The 17528-nt window shown below is 33.1% G+C and carries 15 protein-coding genes; 9 read left to right on the forward strand and 6 right to left on the reverse strand.

Annotated features, from left to right (window positions below; translation table 11 throughout):
• Window positions 1-556 precede the first annotated feature (556 nt).
• Together AVL50_RS17410 and AVL50_RS17415 are read left to right on the forward strand one after the other, a co-directional pair.
• The gene (locus tag AVL50_RS17410; RefSeq protein ID WP_082795887.1) at window positions 557-3700 is read left to right on the forward strand and encodes a TonB-dependent receptor; all 3144 of its coding nucleotides are present in this window, start codon (window positions 557-559) and stop codon (window positions 3698-3700) included.
• A gap of 29 nt (window positions 3701-3729) precedes the next feature.
• The gene (locus tag AVL50_RS17415; protein ID WP_062617773.1) at window positions 3730-5406 is read left to right on the forward strand and encodes a RagB/SusD family nutrient uptake outer membrane protein; all 1677 of its coding nucleotides are present in this window, start codon (window positions 3730-3732) and stop codon (window positions 5404-5406) included.
• 199 nt (window positions 5407-5605) lie between these two features.
• Here AVL50_RS17415 and AVL50_RS17420 read toward each other — a convergent pair whose 3' ends face one another.
• From AVL50_RS17420 to AVL50_RS17430, 3 genes are all read right to left on the reverse strand, one after another.
• Window positions 5606-6175 (reverse strand): hypothetical protein, encoded by a 570-nt coding sequence (locus AVL50_RS17420; protein ID WP_062617774.1) that lies wholly within the window; start codon window positions 6173-6175, stop codon window positions 5606-5608.
• 68 nt (window positions 6176-6243) lie between these two features.
• Window positions 6244-6816 carry a Crp/Fnr family transcriptional regulator gene (locus tag AVL50_RS17425; RefSeq protein WP_062617775.1) on the reverse strand — a complete coding sequence of 191 codons (573 nt, stop codon included), beginning with the start codon at window positions 6814-6816 and terminating at the stop codon, window positions 6244-6246.
• Window positions 6817-6842: 26 nt separating this feature from the next.
• On the reverse strand, window positions 6843-7646 hold the full coding sequence (locus AVL50_RS17430) for an SDR family NAD(P)-dependent oxidoreductase (RefSeq protein ID WP_062617776.1): 804 nt from the start codon (window positions 7644-7646) through the stop codon (window positions 6843-6845).
• Between the two features lie 252 nt (window positions 7647-7898).
• Here AVL50_RS17430 and AVL50_RS17435 point away from each other — a divergent pair, with 252 nt between their 5' ends.
• A complete protein-coding gene (locus tag AVL50_RS17435; protein WP_172826870.1) occupies window positions 7899-8996 on the forward strand; it encodes an aldose epimerase family protein in 1098 nt (365 codons plus the stop codon).
• Between the two features lie 159 nt (window positions 8997-9155).
• Here the strand turns inward: AVL50_RS17435 and AVL50_RS17440 are convergent, their stop codons facing one another.
• The 3 genes from AVL50_RS17440 to AVL50_RS17445 are packed head-to-tail and all read right to left on the reverse strand — an operon-like array spanning window position 9156 to window position 10500.
• Complete coding sequence (locus tag AVL50_RS17440; protein ID WP_062617778.1) at window positions 9156-9635, reverse strand: SRPBCC family protein; 480 nt, start codon at window positions 9633-9635, stop codon at window positions 9156-9158.
• 2 nt (window positions 9636-9637) lie between these two features.
• Complete coding sequence (locus tag AVL50_RS33040) at window positions 9638-9799, reverse strand: Lacal_2735 family protein (protein WP_157491388.1); 162 nt, start codon at window positions 9797-9799, stop codon at window positions 9638-9640.
• Window positions 9800-9804: 5 nt separating this feature from the next.
• Window positions 9805-10500: an SDR family NAD(P)-dependent oxidoreductase gene (locus tag AVL50_RS17445; protein WP_062617779.1), complete on the reverse strand. Its 696-nt coding sequence runs from the start codon at window positions 10498-10500 to the stop codon at window positions 9805-9807.
• Window positions 10501-11019: 519 nt separating this feature from the next.
• On the opposite strand from AVL50_RS17445, the gene AVL50_RS17450 reads away from it, so the two are divergent.
• The 6 genes from AVL50_RS17450 to AVL50_RS17475 all read left to right on the forward strand — a co-directional run.
• Window positions 11020-14478, forward strand: coding sequence for a hypothetical protein (locus AVL50_RS17450; protein WP_062617780.1), 3459 nt, complete (start codon window positions 11020-11022; stop codon window positions 14476-14478).
• Window positions 14479-15306: a hypothetical protein gene (locus AVL50_RS17455; protein ID WP_062617781.1), complete on the forward strand. Its 828-nt coding sequence runs from the start codon at window positions 14479-14481 to the stop codon at window positions 15304-15306.
• A 127-nt stretch (window positions 15307-15433) separates the two neighbouring features.
• Window positions 15434-15619: a hypothetical protein gene (locus AVL50_RS17460; protein WP_062617782.1), complete on the forward strand. Its 186-nt coding sequence runs from the start codon at window positions 15434-15436 to the stop codon at window positions 15617-15619.
• A gap of 8 nt (window positions 15620-15627) precedes the next feature.
• The gene (locus AVL50_RS17465; RefSeq protein ID WP_062617783.1) at window positions 15628-16443 is read left to right on the forward strand and encodes a hypothetical protein; all 816 of its coding nucleotides are present in this window, start codon (window positions 15628-15630) and stop codon (window positions 16441-16443) included.
• Between the two features lie 127 nt (window positions 16444-16570).
• Entirely contained in the window at window positions 16571-16759 is a 189-nt protein-coding gene (locus AVL50_RS17470) for a hypothetical protein (protein ID WP_062617784.1), read from the forward strand.
• 1 nt (window position 16760) lies between these two features.
• Window positions 16761-17528 (forward strand): hypothetical protein (locus tag AVL50_RS17475; protein ID WP_157491389.1); only part of this gene is annotated, 768 nt, incomplete at its 3' end.

A 17528-nucleotide genomic window follows, 5' to 3' on the forward strand; every position in this document is an offset into this window, starting at 1 on the left:
TAGTTATATATATATAAAATTTTACCTTGTGTATTAGTAAATAACATAACAATATATACATTTTTCATCCGTGAAAGTGTAGTGTATATTGTTTTTGGAATGATACTCTTACATCCTATTGGGCTAAATAAATTTCCTCCAAAAAGCTAAAATGAATTTTTGTACTATTCATAGGTGTGTTTTTTTACTTGAACATAGTCTCTTAACATATCACATGGGTATTAATATTTCTTTACATTTCTTAAAAAGAAAACCCGATTGATAACTCTTGTTAAAAGAAAGTTTTTTTTTATCTGATAAAATAAGAATTCAACAAAAAACACGCAAAGAGCAACGGGTTGAAAATAAGTGTTATAGATGTTTTGTTAAACAGTATAAACAAATGTTTAATCATATTTGAGAATGTTTCATTTGACACTTAATCCTGTTAGTATTGCAGTATGAAATGAAGCTAAAACCTAATCAATTCTGCAGAAACGAAAGTACTTCAACTTAAGTACTTGATAGTGATTAGCAAGTGAAACTTAATCTAATATTATTATCTAAACTTACATTTATGCATACAAAACCAATACAATTAACAAGAGTACTGGGGTTGTTATTCTTCATGGGATTATTTTTTATTTCCAATGTCCATGCACAAGAAAGAACAGTCTCTGGTATCGTTACAGATGTAAAAGATGGTACTGCATTACCCGGAGTCAATGTTTCTATTGAAGGTACTTCAATCGGTAGCATTACAGACTTTGATGGTAAATTCTCCTTAATGATTGATGAAAGTAATGGCCCAAAAGTACTTGTATTCTCTTTTATAGGATACGTGACCCAAAAAGTGAATGTAGGTTCACAAAGTAACATTACAGTAGCATTAGTCGAAGATGTAGAACAGCTGGAAGAAGTTGTTGTTGTTGGTTATGGCGTTCAGAAAAAGAGTGTTGTAACAGGTGCCATTGCATCAGTAAAATCAGATGAAATCACTGAGACACCTGTAGGAAACGCTGCTCAGTCACTACAAGGCCGTACGCCGGGTGTATTAGTGACTAACGTTTCAGGACAGCCAGGAGCAGGTGTTGATATCCGTATTCGTGGTACGGGTTCAAACGGACATAACTCACCGTTATTCGTTGTTGACGGAATGCAAATGGACGACATCAACTTCTTAAATCCAAATGACATTGAGTCGATGGAAGTACTAAAAGATGCCGCTTCTTCTGCTATTTATGGTTCAAGAGGTGCCAACGGTGTTGTAATGATCACCACTAAAAAAGGTAAAGCAGGTAAATCAACGGTTACTTATGATGGTTATTATGGTATTCAAAATGCTTGGAGAGAGTCTCCTTTGCTGAATGCACAACAATACATGACATTGCATAACCAAGGTGCTGTAAACGCTGGTCAAAGCCCAATTTTCAGTGATGCACAAATTGCTAATCCAGCACATGACACCAACTGGCAAAATGAATTATTCCAAAGTGCTCCAATCCAAAACCACAGTATTTCAACCTCAGGTGGTAACGAAAACTCAAATTACTTAGCAAGTTTTGGTTATTTTGGACAAGAAGGTATTGTAGCTCCAGAAAAGTCACAGTTTGAGCGTTACACTTTCCGTTTAAATTCTTCTCATAAAGTTTCAGAATCAGTAAAAGTGGGCGTTAATGCGACTTTTGTAAGAGAGGAAAGAAGTGGTATCAATGAGCACGAGCAGTTTGGTGGTGCTATCCAAAATGCATTATTACATGATCCTCTAACTCCTGTATATGCTTTTGATAAAAATTCAGAATACGATACTTATCCAGTACAGCCCGCTTATAACCCAGGAATGTATAACCCTATAACAGGTGAAAACGGTGCTTACTATGGTATTTCGGAAAGACAATTGAGAGAGATTGTTAACCCTATGGCCAAAATTTATAATACTTATGAAGACAACATTTCTAATAAATTTATTGGTAATGCATTTGTAGAAGTGAAGCCTGTAGGTGTTAAAGGTTTGACAGTGAAGTCTGATTTTGGTGTTGATATTGGATCTTGGGCAAACAGAAGCTACAGTCCTGAGGTTTATTACAATTCTGTAAACCAAATGGCCAACAGTTCTGTAAGTCAAAACATGAGTGAGTACAGTACTTGGCAATGGGAAAATACAGCAATGTATGAAAAAACAATCAACGTAGATCACAAGATTTCAGTGTTAGGTGGTATGACAATGCGTCAAAGTACTGGTACAGACATGTGGGGTATGCGTAATGGATTACAGCTTCCAGGTTGGGATTATGGTTATATTGGCAACGGTTCTGATGACAATACTCAAAAAGCAAATGGTGGATTTTATGATCACCGTTTGATGTCATTCTTCGGTAGATTAGGGTATGATTACAAAGAGAAATACCTATTCAGTGCTACAATGCGTTATGATGGATCTTCGAACTTTGGACCTAATCATCAATTTGGTTTCTTCCCTTCAGTTCAAGCAGGTTGGGTGATTTCAAACGAAGATTTCTTGAAGCACAACGAAACAGTCAACTTCTTAAAAGTAAGAGGTTCATGGGGTAAAGTAGGTAACGAAAATATTCCTCCATTTGGTTATATGTCAGCATTTGGATCTACAGCTTCTTATCCTCTTGGAGGAGTGCCACAGCCAGGTTATGGTATTACAAGAATGGCTAACCCTGATTTACGTTGGGAAGCAGCGGCAGAGTTCAACTTTGGTATTGATGTAGGTTTCTTTAATGATATGTTACAAGCCAATGTTGATTTATATTCTAGAGAAAGACAAGATCTATTAGGCAATAAACCTGTACCTGATTACACTGGTCAGGAAGATCCAATAACTAATTTAGGTACAGTAAGAAACCAAGGTATTGAACTGGCATTGACTTACCAAAACAACGAAGGTGCTTTCAAATACTCTATTACAGGTAATGTAGCTTACAACGACAACAAAGTGACAGCAGTAAATAACACAGATGGTTTTATCTTCGGTGATGGTCTTCATAATACAGTTGGTAACATGGCAATGGCAACAGGTCACTCACTTCCATTCTTCTATGGTTTCAAAACAGATGGAGTAATCCAAAACCAACAAGAAGCGGACCGTTACAACGAGATGTTCGGTACAAATGCAAAACCTGGTGATATTCGTTTTGTAGATACAAACGGTGATGGTGTAATTGATGAAAATGACCGTACTGATATTGGAACACCAGTACATAATTGGACGTATGGTTTAACGATCCGTGCGGAATACAAAGGTTTTGACTTCTCAATGTTCTGGCAAGGACAATCAGGTGGTAAGATGATGAATGCTTCTACTCGTAGAGACTTATTAGGTGACCAAAACTATGATACACGTTACTTAAACAGCTGGACTCCTGAAAACGGTTCGAACTCAATGCCAAGATTCACACATGATGATACAAACAACAATTACATCTGGATGAATGATATGGTACATATTGAAGATGCTTCTTATTTAAGATTGAAAAACGTTCAGGTAGGGTATACTTTACCAAGCCATATTTCTAAGAAAATTGGTACACAACGTTTAAGAGTTTATGTATCAGGCAACAACTTACTAACGTTCACTGAGTATTCAGGTTTAGATCCAGAAATGGGACACGGTGGAGCAATGGGTTCAGGTTTTGATATGGGATCTTACCCTCAAGCACGTTCTTATTTAGTAGGACTTAACGTGACATTCTAATTCTTTTATCCATCGAAAACTTACTAGAAATGAAAAAAATCAATATATATATAGGAGCACTTTTGATGCTTTGTATTGGAGCTACTTCATGTTCAAAATTCCTTGACATCACTCCAAAAGATTCTCAAGATCAAGACTCATTTTTCAGAACATCAACAGAAGCACGTCAGGCTTTAATGGGAGCTTATGAAATGCTAAGAAATGATAATTTAGATTGGCAGGCAATGCCTCAGGCCTTGAATGCAGATGTAATGTCGGATGACGCTTATACTGGTGGAGCCAACAATACGGATATGTTAGGCTGGCAACAAATGCAACGTTTTGATGCTCGTGCTGTGAGTATGCAAGGGGAAAAAACATGGAAGAAATGTTATGTGGGTATCCAAAGAGCCAATACGCTTTTGGGTAGTTATGAGCAAATTGATTTCAAATCAAATGAGCAAGATGTAAAGGCTAACTTTGAAGGAGAAGCATTGTTTCTTCGTGCACACTATTACTTTGAGTTATTAAGATTATTTGAAAATATTCCTTTAATCAGAGAAACATTAAGTGGTGACAACTGGGAAGATGTCGTACAGTCAAACCCTGATGAAGTGTATGCTTTTGTAGCAAAGGATATTTTGGATGCCATCCCTTTAATGGCAGAGCAATTACCGGAAAATGAGTTGGGAAGATTATCAAAATATGCAGCTAAAGCTGAAATGTTGAAGATCTACATGTTCTATACAGGTGTGTATAATAAATCATCTTTACCAGTGGAAGGCGGTAGTGAATTTACACAGCAAGATGCGATTCAAATGGCAGAAGATATCATTTCTAATTCTGGAGCTTACCTTTTGGCAAATTATGAAGATTTGTTCAACAGCAATGGTAATTTCAATGCTGAAGTTTTATTCGAAATTCCATTTGCCAATACAGGAACAGGAGACTGGTCGCATAACAAACTTGGAAACTACCAATGTACAATGTCAGGACCAAGAGGTCACAACAGTGATGTCTTAGCTCAAGGATGGGGATTTGGTAGTCCAACCAGAGAATTGGAGTCACTTTATGTAGATGGTGATGAGAGAAAAGCTTCTACTATTATGTATGCGAAAGATCTAGTAGATGTTGAATATGAAAATCACTTAAACATGGGTAATGATCCTGAGGATTTCAGTCCATCTTTAGAAGCACATTATACTTTCACAGGTATGTTCACTTACAAGTACACAACACATGCTTTCAGAAGAACGGACAATGGTGTTCCTGAGTTGAATTACGATCAAAATTACCACTACATCCGTTTAGCTGATGTTTACCTAATTGTAGCTGAATTGTACTTACAATCTGGCAACCAAGGAAAAGCAGATGAATACTTGAACAAAGTGAGAAATAGAGCAGGTTTAACTTCAAAGTCAGGAGTTTCATTAGATGATATCTATTTGGAAAGAAGATTGGAGTTAGCGTTTGAAGGTCATCGTTATTTTGATGTAATCAGAAGAGGTAGTGGTTATGCTAATGAGCAATTGACAGTTACAAATTACGAATTAGCACCTCCTACACATGATGATGAAATTTACATCAGAAATAATCAAAACTTAACAGGTGATGTAGGTGTTCCTTCAGACTATGAAGTACCTTTCAACTGGGTTCGTAAATTCTTACCTATTCCTCAAAGAGAGTTAGACCTCAATGCTGCATTTAAACAAAATGACGGTTATTAATACGTTGCTATCGGATAGTGTATTGTGTACCATAGCAATTACTAAGGTACACGATACACAGCAATGTATTTTCATATATACTTAAAGAAAATAATTTTTAGCGAACAGTAAAGTTGATTGGGCTGTCTCTTTTAGGAGAGATGGCCTTTTTTCTATTAAATTTTTGTTTCACCTCATCTTTTTTCATCATAAGTGTTTCTTAAAAAAAATGCTTATTCTTAAAGATTTTTTTCATTCCCCAAACCAAATAAAGCCCAAAGACACCCAACAGACAAATGACCGTAACCATTGATTTTGAAGCTGTCAGTAGTCCAGAAATTGTAGCTATGACTAACCATTGATTAGGAAAATCATAGAGTAAAAAAACGATAATCAGGTCTTCCGCAATATTCAGTATCCCTGCAATGAAAGGCAATAATGCAATTTTTTGGAGGACGTCATTTTTCAAATGACTCAAACGCTGCAATAAGAAAATGAGTGACATAGAGAAAAAAGAAACATACAGCGGAATCAGCACAAGGAAATCAAAACACAGAATACGGTAATAAATTTCGATAGCTGATGAAGTGTAGGCATTCAAAAAGACATATGCTGTCTCAGCATCATAATAAGGCACCACATTGAGGATGGCAAATCCATCGGATTGCTGGATGACGCTTGGAATTGAAAAGGGATGCTGACCTGTATTTAAGAATAAATAGGAGCTTAGAAAAGCAAAAAACAGAAGGTTAAGGTTTTTGCCATTGGCATGTTTGAAAATGAACTTCATGATTATAAAATTTGATGATTTATAATCACAAAGAACATGATCAGAAAAGCCCTATGCATTCACAAATGTTAATTTCGTTTGGTGTTTCTTAACCTGGAAAGATGCTGAGGCGTAATTCCTAAATAAGAAGCAATATGGTATTGTGTTGCTTTCTGTAATACTCTTGGGTTTTGGCGTAATAAATCATCATACCTTTCTTTTGGTGATTGTAAAATAAGAGAGGTTGCTTTATCATAGTACATTAGAAATCCTCTCTCGGTTACTTTCCGGAGCAACCTTTCTATATTAATAGATTCCTTGGCCAATTCACTGATTTCATAATACGAGAGTGTCAGTAAAGTAGTGGATTCCATTGCGATATTGAATGATTTACACGGTTTTTTAGAAATAATAGAAGGTAGATCGCCTGTGAAAGATCCTTCAAAATAGAAATAATCTGTTTTTTCGTTTCCATCTACCATAAAATATTTTCTTAGATAGCCTTTAGCCACAAAAGCCACTTGATCCGTTTTCTTTCCCTCATAAAACCAAAATTCACCCTCATCTAAATGTTTTACTGAGATAAGGTCTTTGATCATTTTTTGTTCCAAATCAGTAAGTTTTGAAATACAACTTAGTTCATCTAGGAGTTGTTGAAGCATAATATTGTTATTGTGAAGGGGTAAAATTACTTTGTAGTATGACGTGCGATAATTAAATCACTGATATAGTTATTAATACTTGGGGCAAGACGCTGTGTAAGTGCCACAAACTTGGCCTTGAAACCTGGAATGACCATGTATTTTCTTTTAGAAAGTCCTTTCAGCATATACCTGCAGGCGTAATCCAAAGGGAGGTTTCCAGCAAAATTCTTTAACAGTTTTGCTACTTCTGGAGACTCTATTCTTTCCTTTTCAACTAAAGGTGTTGTAATCTCAGGTGGACAAGCGGCCGTGACGCTGATACCTAAAGGTTGCCATTCACTTCTCAATACCCCAGCTAAGCCGAGTGTGGCATATTTTGAGGCACAATAAGCAGAGTAACCATAATTGGTGACAATGCCTGCCAGTGAAACAATAAACATCAGTTGCCCCTTGGTCTCTTTTAAGTAATGAAGTGCCACTTCAGCCACATTACGCGAGCCAAAAAGATTGACGTTGTTGACTTGTTCAAATTCTTCTTGTGAGAATTCTGAAAAAGGTACACACCGTCCAATACCCGCTGAATGAATAACAATATCAGGGTTTCCGATGATTTCTTTACCTTCATCAAACCCGCTCTGGACAGAGTTTAAATCGGTTGTTTCCATAAAAATGGTATGGATTTTATTTCCATTCCCTACACTGCTAACTGTGTTGATTGCATTTTCAAAATTTTTTCGTCCAAAAAGAATCACATTAGCACCAAAATAAGAGAGTTGTTTGCCCATTTCTAATCCAATCCCGCTAGTTCCGCCAGTTATAAAGACATTTTTATTATTGTAATAGATCATGCGTTAGTTTTTCTATATAGACATAGAAAGTTGTGTAATTGTTTAACAATCTACTTACTAAATTTCTTTAAATCAAGTGATTTTATAAAGTGTTAGCATCATAGACATACAAAAAAATGCTTAATAAGGGGGGACTATTCTTTTATAATTTTATTTGGAGGCGAAAATCTTAATTCACCTCTATATTTGCCCATTTTCTCCACCTTCAGTTTACCAGTAAGTCATTAGTTTTAAAGTGAAATGAAAACCACAATGAATTACAAACTATTGATACTCCTATTGATAATCCTCATAGGATGTGGACCAGCAAAAAAACATCTTCATGAAGAAGTAAGAGATGAGTCCAATGAATTTAAAATTATAAAGTTACAAAATGCTATAGGCAACAGTGTTGAAATCACTAACTATGGAGCAAGGATTGTTTCTTGGTATGTAAAAGATAAGGAAGATCATTTCAGAAATATTGTTCTTGGTTTTTCTACATTACAACAATATCAAGAAGCAGATGCACCTTATTACGGAGCTATTGTTGGACGAGTGGCCAACCGTCTTCAGAACTTTGAATTAGAAGGTAAGCCATTGAATTTAACAGATGAGAACTTTATTTTGCATGGTGGAAGTGAAGGGTTTCATGATAAATTTTGGTCTATTGCTTCCATCCGTCAAAATACTGTAAGGCTAAGCTACTTCTCTGAAGATGGTGCAGGAGGATTTCCGGGCAATCTTCATGTTTTTGTAGAATACCATTTAACAGATCAAAATGAGTTAGAGATAGATTATGAGGCCGTTGTGGATCAAACCACCGTCCTCAATTTAAGTAATCATGCTTTTTTTAATCTGAAAGGAGCAGGAGAGGGAAGCGTTTTGGATCTTCAGTTAATGGTCAATGCAGATCATTTTACTCCTTTAAGACATGGAGGTTTACCTACTGGAGAGCTTAGAGCTGTGGAGAATTCAGTCTTTGACTTCAGAACATTAAAAAGAATAGAAGAGACTGTAGAGAGTAAAGAGACACAAATAGTATTGGCCAATGGATTGGATCATAATTTTGTAAAAAAGGATAATAGATTGCCTTTGATCACTGCTATTGACCCTCAATCTGGAATTAAAATGGAGATGAGTACCACACTGCCGGGAGTACAAATTTATACTGCCAACTTTCTTTCAGGAAATGATAAAAGTGATGATGGAAAATCTTTCAAACCAAGAGAGGCCATCTGTTTTGAAGCTCAGTTTTTCCCGGATGCACCACAACACTCCCATTTTCCAAGTATTGTTCTTCAACCACAAGAAAAATACAATCATACAGCGGTCTATAAAGTAAGTTTAGAAAAGGAAAACAACCTTTAAAAAGATAAATCCCTTGTCGAAAATTAATTCTACAAGGGATTATTTATTGGTCAAGAAATAGTTAATTATGGTCTCTTAAACAGAGGATAATTACAATTATGATTTTCTTTGATGACTAATTAGAATGCACTAATTTTTATTTGGTCTTTCAATCGACCTTTATGCTGTTTTAGCTTTCAAAACGCCCCACTTTTCTTCAATCACTTTTTTTCTGTAAGCAAAAATTTCTTTCAATTTACTTTTGATCATGACTGCGTTCGCAATATCACCAAGAGGTCCAAAAGGAGGAGAGTAGGTGACAATGTCTTTCATAGTGACACCATTTTCATTTGGAATTAAAATATGCTGATGATGCCATAAATTATAAGGACCAACACGTTGCTCATCTACAAAATATTCACCTTCCCTTACATGTGTTATTTCAGTCATCCAGTCCATCTTAATACCCAAAAGAGGACTGACTTTATAAGTGATAATCATACCTTGATACATTTTATCTGATGCATGTTCAGAAGTGATATCAAAGCCCATATAGTCGGGTGTGATTTCTTTTAGATTTTTCGGTGAAGAAATAAAATCCCAGATTTCCTCTTTGGATGCTGGTATATCCTGTGATGCTTTAAACTGATAGAATCCCATATTTATAATTTTTCAATTTCTTCTAAAACTTGATTGGCTTCATACATTTTTTTGTCGCTCTCCATTCTATTGACGGTGGACAAACGGTGCGATTCTTCCAATAACTTTTTATATTTTTTTTCGAGCACCTCTTTCTTCGATTTTTTCTTAAATAATCCGAACATAGCTTTTACATTTTTAGGGTTGATAATCCTCCATCTACATGCATCACCTGTCCTGTGATCCATGACGATTGGTCTGACAATAAAAAAGTAGTGATATTGGCAATATCTTCCGCAATGCCAATGCGTTGTAATGGATGAGTTTTGGCATTGGCTTCTACTTTGGCATCACTGCCCAAAAATTTCGAAGCCAACGGAGTAGCTGTCAAAGAAGGGGCAACTGCATTAAAACGTACTTTCGGAGCGTACTCTGAAGCCAAAGACTTTGTAAGCCCTTCAATTGCTCCTTTAGAAGCAGCCACTAAACTATGATACTTAAAGCCCATCTGATTGGCCACAGTAGAATAAAGGACAACCGATCCTTTACCTTTTCGAAGAGCATTAATACAAGCTTGTATCACTTTCACAGCACCTACCACCTGCAAATTGAAATCATCAATAAATGCCTGTGGTGCAATTTTAGAGAATGGTTGCAGATCAATTGCCCCTGGACAGTATACTAATCCATCTAATTCATTAGGAATAACAGAAAAGTCAAGTGTTTCGTCTAGAATATTGAGGGGAAAGAACTGTACATTGCTATAATCATCAAGAGGAGAAGTAGTGTTGTAAGTAGCAAAAACTTCATGCCCTTTATCTGAAAGCTGTTTTACTACTGCTCTTCCGATCCCTGATGAACCACCAATCACTAAAAATTTTTTCATTATTGTATTATTGTAAATTTGTTAATCCATAAACACAGAAATGAAAAATTTGTTTTGGATTTAAATCATAAATCACAAAAAACACCTAAGGATTACACCCGTTTCAATAACAGTAATTTAGTTCAGGAAAAAATAAATTGTAGAGGTGTGGGCTATTGAATGACTATTAGATGAAATTCTTCTTCGACATTAAGAAGTAGAAATGCGAATGTAAATAGTTTTACATTAACAAAACATAGTTATATTTGAGAACTATTTTTTGATTTAGCTTAAACTAACTATACATTCCCAAACTGAATTTATTTTAGTGAAAGCGTGAAACTATTGAACAATTTAATGAAAGCAACTACTGACGCAACGCTTCATATGCAAGCTGAAGAATATAATCTTAGGCCAATAATTGATGGCTTAAATCGGGTCTCTGTACATATTGGAAAAAGAATGTAGACTAAATAATGGAAAGCATTTCTGGGTAATGTCTATTTTACTTAAGCGTGCTTTGATATAACAAAAACTAACATGCAAAAATATAAATCTCATAGTAACGATTATGATCAAGAGGAAGATAATAATCAAGAGTATCAGCCAATATCTCAAAAATCAAAAGAGCAATATTTAGCGAACCAAAGAAGAATTGATGGAGAACGGCTAGATAAATTGAAAAAGATGTTATTAGCATCTCAGAATAATAAAGAAAAAGCTAAGATTGAAACTTCTCCTACTTTTTATCATGAATTAAGAAAAGTTGCAGAAGCTGAAAGAGGCCTATTTTCTGATTTTGATGAAATAGCTCCTCAAGTAATGCGTTTATTTACAACTAAAGACGAAAAATATTTTTTCAATGATGATTTTCTTGTAAGACATGTTGTACTTAATTTAAATATTCATGAGTTTATTGTTGGTATTCAAGACTGGAAAACTATTTCAGTATTACAGAAGGTAAACTGGATATTAAAAGTCAAAGGTGAAATACCTTATTGGTTATTTTTAAAGTTGATTAAGAATCATCCTAATGTGGAGGTTATTAAAAGGAAGTGTGCTGGTTTTGATTATGACAGAGAGCTCGAGGAGGAAGAACTTAAATTCTTTTTAAAAGATCTTTCTACAAAATCTTATGCATCGGTGATAACTAAGAATAAAAAAGTTGACCAACAATTAGAAGGGGACCTTGATATATCTGAATTACTCGAAATTAAAAATGATCTTGAGGATAAAGCAAGTAAAAGTGCATCACATGAGGAACTAAAAAAAATAAAGCAAAAATATAAAGTAGCCTTAAATGATCAAGGTTTTGCTAATGAAAATGCATTCAATGAACATTTAGTAAAGACATCAAAAAAATTTTATAATGGAACTTTCCTTCCAAAAGCAGTAGAAATAGTTGAGCTATGGTTAGCTAAAAGTGAAAGTAAATTACTTCAGGAATACAATGGGATCATAAAGAATAATGCTCAAAATCATTTCGAATCTTTATGCTCTTACGAAAAAGAGTTACAACACTTATCTGAATTAAAAGGTATAGAAAATAAATATTTCTGGACTAAAGCGCTTATTGACGGAGGAAGCTCATCATATGGTACTTCTATTTCTAAGGATAATCCAGCTGATGAACTGTATCATAAAGCAAAACAAAATACCATAGCATACAGTAATAGCATTAGAAATAAACTGGCTTCAAACCACCCAATTTTTCTTGATCCTAAAATTAATCTTCTGAGCCTCTATGAAGAGTATGTAAAAGATAAAAATTCTTCTCAGGGATTAGCACAGCATTTTAAAGAACATATTGTTGAACGTCTTGAAAATATAGAAGATGTTCGTGAAACAGTACTTTCTAAACCTGAGAAAGTATTAGCAATGGAACTTGTCATTGAGGAGGCAAAACTCAATTGTAATTTTACAAACTTAAGTCATTATAATGAATATATAGACGGTCAAGTTCAGAATGCTGAAGACGATAAACTATTTAGAGATCTTGGGTTAGCATTATTAAGTATTGGAGCAGGAATATTAACGGCATACACAGGAGGTGCAGGTTACCCAGTTTTGGCAGGAGTTCTTGGAGCTAGCTCACTTGCAGTAACTGGTATAGACCTATATTATGTTCATACAGAGTATTTTGAAGATAAAGCAATCGCCAATACGTCAATTGACCCAGAACTAGCTTTAAGTCAAAAAGATCCAGCACTGGGCTGGCTTTTAGTGGCTTATGCAGGTGCCATTATAGATTTATATGATGTCATCAAGGTATTGCCTAAATTATCAAAAGCTTTAAGAAGTGGTAAATCAATCAGTAGTGAACTTACAGAGTTAGGTACTGTATTAAAAGATAAAGGTAAGATACACAATGTATCAGAATTTGTTGAAGAACTTTTACATAAGGTAAATGTTAGGAGAAGTGCTTATCAAGATACACTAAAATATATCTTAAAAGAGAAAGCCCCTCAGGTTATTAAAGAAGAGTTATATGTACTACTTAATAAACTGGAGAGAAGCCAATATTTCACTCTCAAACATAATCTTCTTGATGATACTGATGAAATCTGTAAAGGACTTAGTGCGGAAGCAGCTGAACTATTTAAAAAAGTGGTGAAGAAACATCAAGAATTCTTAATTAAGCATGATAAAGAAAGTATTACTGATTTTATAAACTTTTTACTTAAAGCGGATGTGAAAAAAGATGTATTAACACACATCACAGAAGTATTCTTAGAGTTTAGTTATAAAATAGAAAAACTGACTATAGCATTAAAAAATGCTGATAATGAAAAAGTGAAAAGGTGTATTAAAGCTTTTGAGGGGCTTATTGAAAATTCAAAATTTGAACAAAATAAAGTCAGCTTTTCTGCGATTTTCCATAAATTGATTATTAATATTTCAGAAGGAGCGGGTGGATTAGATTTTGATGATATAGATAAGATTATTCGACATCTTGAAACGATAGCAGTAGAAGATATACCTAAATATTTAAAAAAGTTTGAAGGAGAAAAATTACAAGATATAAAGGCTAAAAAATTTATCAGTAGTGTAGAAGCAGTAATCAAAGATCCAGAAAAACTTAAAAAATTTCTAAACGGAGTAAAAGATGATATTCCACTAACAGACCTTTTTAAAGGGATTAAATCTGAAAGAGAAAAGGGACTGTTACTTATAGAGGCAACGAACCCCGAGTTGGTACAACTTATAAGAAAGAATAAGCTGCCAAGTTCCATGGTAAAGGAAAAGTACAGGGATTTACTGAAATATTTAGATGATTTTGACTTTTCAAAATATAAAAATCTTGGAGATGTGGAGTCAAAATTCAGAAAAGGATTTTACGCACATTATGTTCAAATAATACCCGATAAACCATCATTATTGACGGAGTTTTTACAACCATTTAGACAAGGGTTTGGTTCGGTTGCAGAACATTATATTCTGCAAGAAAGAATTATAAGAATATTGTATAAGATTCCTAAGAATATTGAGGTGAATATCATTAAACCAATATTAGACAAGAGTGAAACTTTCAAAAACTTAAAAGGGAATACAGTTAATTTTCAGCCTGATGGTTTATTTAGTTCTTTCATTAGTGGAAATAAACATAAAAATGTTGTTTCATTTTTAATAGAAGTGAAAGCGGGATATACTAATGGAGGGATTTCAGAAACACAAATTGAAAATTATATAATCCTTTTAGATATGATATTAAAGAAAAAAGAAGGATATAAAGAAATCCTTTCCAACTTATCATCATCTACAGGCATAAAAGATATTGAAAGTTTTATTCTTAATGGAATGGACTATATTTTTATTGAACATAAAGTAGGTAAAAAAGCTGGTGATAATGCTAGAATGGCGGCGGAGAAGGCTTATCAAAAGATCGATGATATAGCAAAAAAGAAGAAAGTAAAAGTTTTTGTTAAGAATAGACCTTTAATTAGAATTAAATACCTTGATGATCAAGGTCAATTACAATTATTTAAACCAAATATATAAATGAATATAAAAGAGAATTTCATCTTGTTTAATGGTTTACAACAAGATAAAATAGTTCAAGAAGAAAGTTTTTATAGAGAAATATTTTCAAATAAATTTTTAGGAGATTTTCAAAGAATGATTTTAGAATTTAAATCAATTCAAACTGGTGAATATGAGTTGTTTATGGAAGGTTCTTTTAATCTTGAAAAAATAATTAGTTTCATAAAATCAGACCTTTACAAACAAAATAATATAAAAATATATTTGAGGAATTTAAATGTAACTTTAGACTTTGCTAGACTAAGTGACGAAGGATATAAAGATGAGAGAGATTATGATAAGAAATACTCTAATACGTCTATTGAATTAACATTTAATGAAAACGTTATAGCTGAGAGCAAACTCAATTTATTATATAATTTTTATAAATCTTTTTTTTTAAGGTTTACAATACCTATTTCTTATGAATTCGGGACAATAATAACAGATGAGACAACAAGCGGTAAATATACTAATGAAATTATGTTTCGCCATTTAAACGATTTTCCTTTTACAGGTATTCCAATATGCTGGAAGATGATTTTAGGAGAGTTAGATTTTGATGAGGATTACACTTTTGAAAAAATATCCCAAACGCCTGCTTTATATAATACCCCTCTATTAAAACAAGTGGATGGAAGAGATTATAATTTGATCGAATTACATACCTATAAGGATTTTTATAATTATGAATCAGAGGAAAGTATGAAATCTCTTAGGGAGACTTATGGTTACTTGAGAGAAGCTATGTTGGAGTTGGAAAAAAAGGACATGATTCCACCTTTGGAAGAGCGTTTTCAGTTATAATCGAAAAAAGATAGTAATTGTGGAATAGTGAGAACACTTCTTGAAGTAATTTAGGAAGTGTTTTTTAATTTTCAACCTCTCATCATCCATAAGCATAAAAGATATTGAAAGTTTTATTCTTAATGGAATGGACTATATTTTTATTGAACATAAAGTAGGTAAAAAAGCTGGTGATAATGCTAGAATGGCGGCGGAGAAGGCTTATGATCAAATTAAAAAGGTAGCTAAGAAAAAGAAAGCTGAAGTGATAGAAAATATACTAATTAGAGTGAAATACCTTGACGATGAAGGTCAGTTACATATAATTAATTAAAGATTGATATGAAAGAAAATTTATTGCAGTTTATAGGGTTACAATTAGATGATATTCATTTCAAAGAAGAGTATTTTCAAGGTTTGTTTATTAATCCATTTGTTGAAGAATTTAAGACTATGGAATTGAAGTATGAAGTTGATAGAGAATTTGTAACAGTAATTAACAAAGAATTTGACTTTAATACTATTATCAACTTCTTAAGTTCAGATGAGTATAAAAAATGTAATATTAATATTCATTTGAGAAGTGATTTATTTTTCTTACAGTTTACAAAGTTAGGAGATAATGATTACAAAGATGAAAGAGACTATGATAAAAAATATTCAAATACTTCCATTGATTTATATTTTGATAAAAGAGCTTTGAATGAGGATAAGTTTGAAGAACTTTTCAATTATTATAAACCTTTATTCTTAGAATTAACAGTACCTATTCGATATGATCTTAGAACTTTAATTAATGATGAAACAACAAATGGTATATATACTAATGAAATTATGTTTCGTCATTTAAATGATTTTCCATTTACAGGAATATCAATATGTTGGAAGATGATCTTAGGAGAATTGAAGTTTGATGAAGATTACACTTTTGAAAAAATATCCCAAACGCCTGCTTTATATAATAGCCCTCTATTAAAACAAGTTGATGGAAGAGATTATAATTTGATCGAATTACATACCTATAAGGATTTTTATAATTATGAATCAGATGAAAGTATGAAATCTCTTAGGGAGACTTATGGTTACTTGAGAGAAGCTATGTTGGAGTTGGAAAAAGAGGATATGATTCCACCTTTGGAAAAGCGTTTTCAGTTATAATCGAAAAAAGATAGTAATTGTGGAATAGTGAGAACACTTCTTGAAGTAATTTAGGAAGTGTTTTTTAATTTTCAACCTCTCATCATTCATAAGTATAAAAGATATTGAAAGTTTTATTCTTAATGGAATGGACTATATTTTTATTGAACATAAAGTAGGTAAAAAAGCTGGTGATAGTGCTAGAATGGCGGCGGAGAAGGCTTATAAACAGATTCAAAAAGTAGCTAAGAAAAAGGAAATAGATATAAGTAAAGGTAATTATGTTAGAGTTAAATACCTTGATGATCAAGGACAATTACAAATAATTAAAAATTAATATGAAAGAAAATTCATTGTATTTTTCAGGTCTGCAATTAGAAGGAAATCAGTTAAGTGAAAATTACTTTAAAAATTTGTTCATACGTCCATTTAATGGAGAATTTGAAACTATGGAGTTAGAGTATGAACTCCTAGGAGATTATAATACTTTTCTAAAAGCTGATTTTGAATTTAGTATTATAATTGATTTTTTAAATTCAGATGATTATAAAGGATATAATGTAAACATTTATTTAAAAAGCGAAGATTTTTCCTTGGAATTTACAAGGTTGGGAGAGTCGAAAGATGAAAGGGATTATGAAAAAAAATACTCTAAAAATTGTTTTGATTTATATTTCGGTAAAGATGCCTTGAATGAGCATAAGTTTGAAGATATTTTCAATTATTATAAACCTTTTTTCTTAGAATTGACAATACCTATCCGTTATGATCTAAGAACTTTAATTAATGATGAAACAACAAAAGGTATATATACTAATGAAATTATGTTTCGTCATTTAAACGATTTTCCTTTTACAGGTATTCCAATATGCTGGAAGATGATCTTAGGAGAGTTAGATTTTGATGAAGATTACACTTTTGAAAAAATAGCCCAAACACCAGCCTTATACAATACACCTCTATTAAAACAAGTGGATGGAAGAGATTATAATTTGATCGAATTACATACCTATAAGGATTTTTATAATTATGAATCAGATGAAAGTATGAAATCTCTTAGGGAGACTTATGGTTACTTGAGAGAAGCTATGTTGGAGTTGGAAAAA

Source organism: Flammeovirga sp. SJP92 (assembly GCF_001583495.1).
Lineage (GTDB): Bacteria > Bacteroidota > Bacteroidia > Cytophagales > Flammeovirgaceae > Flammeovirga.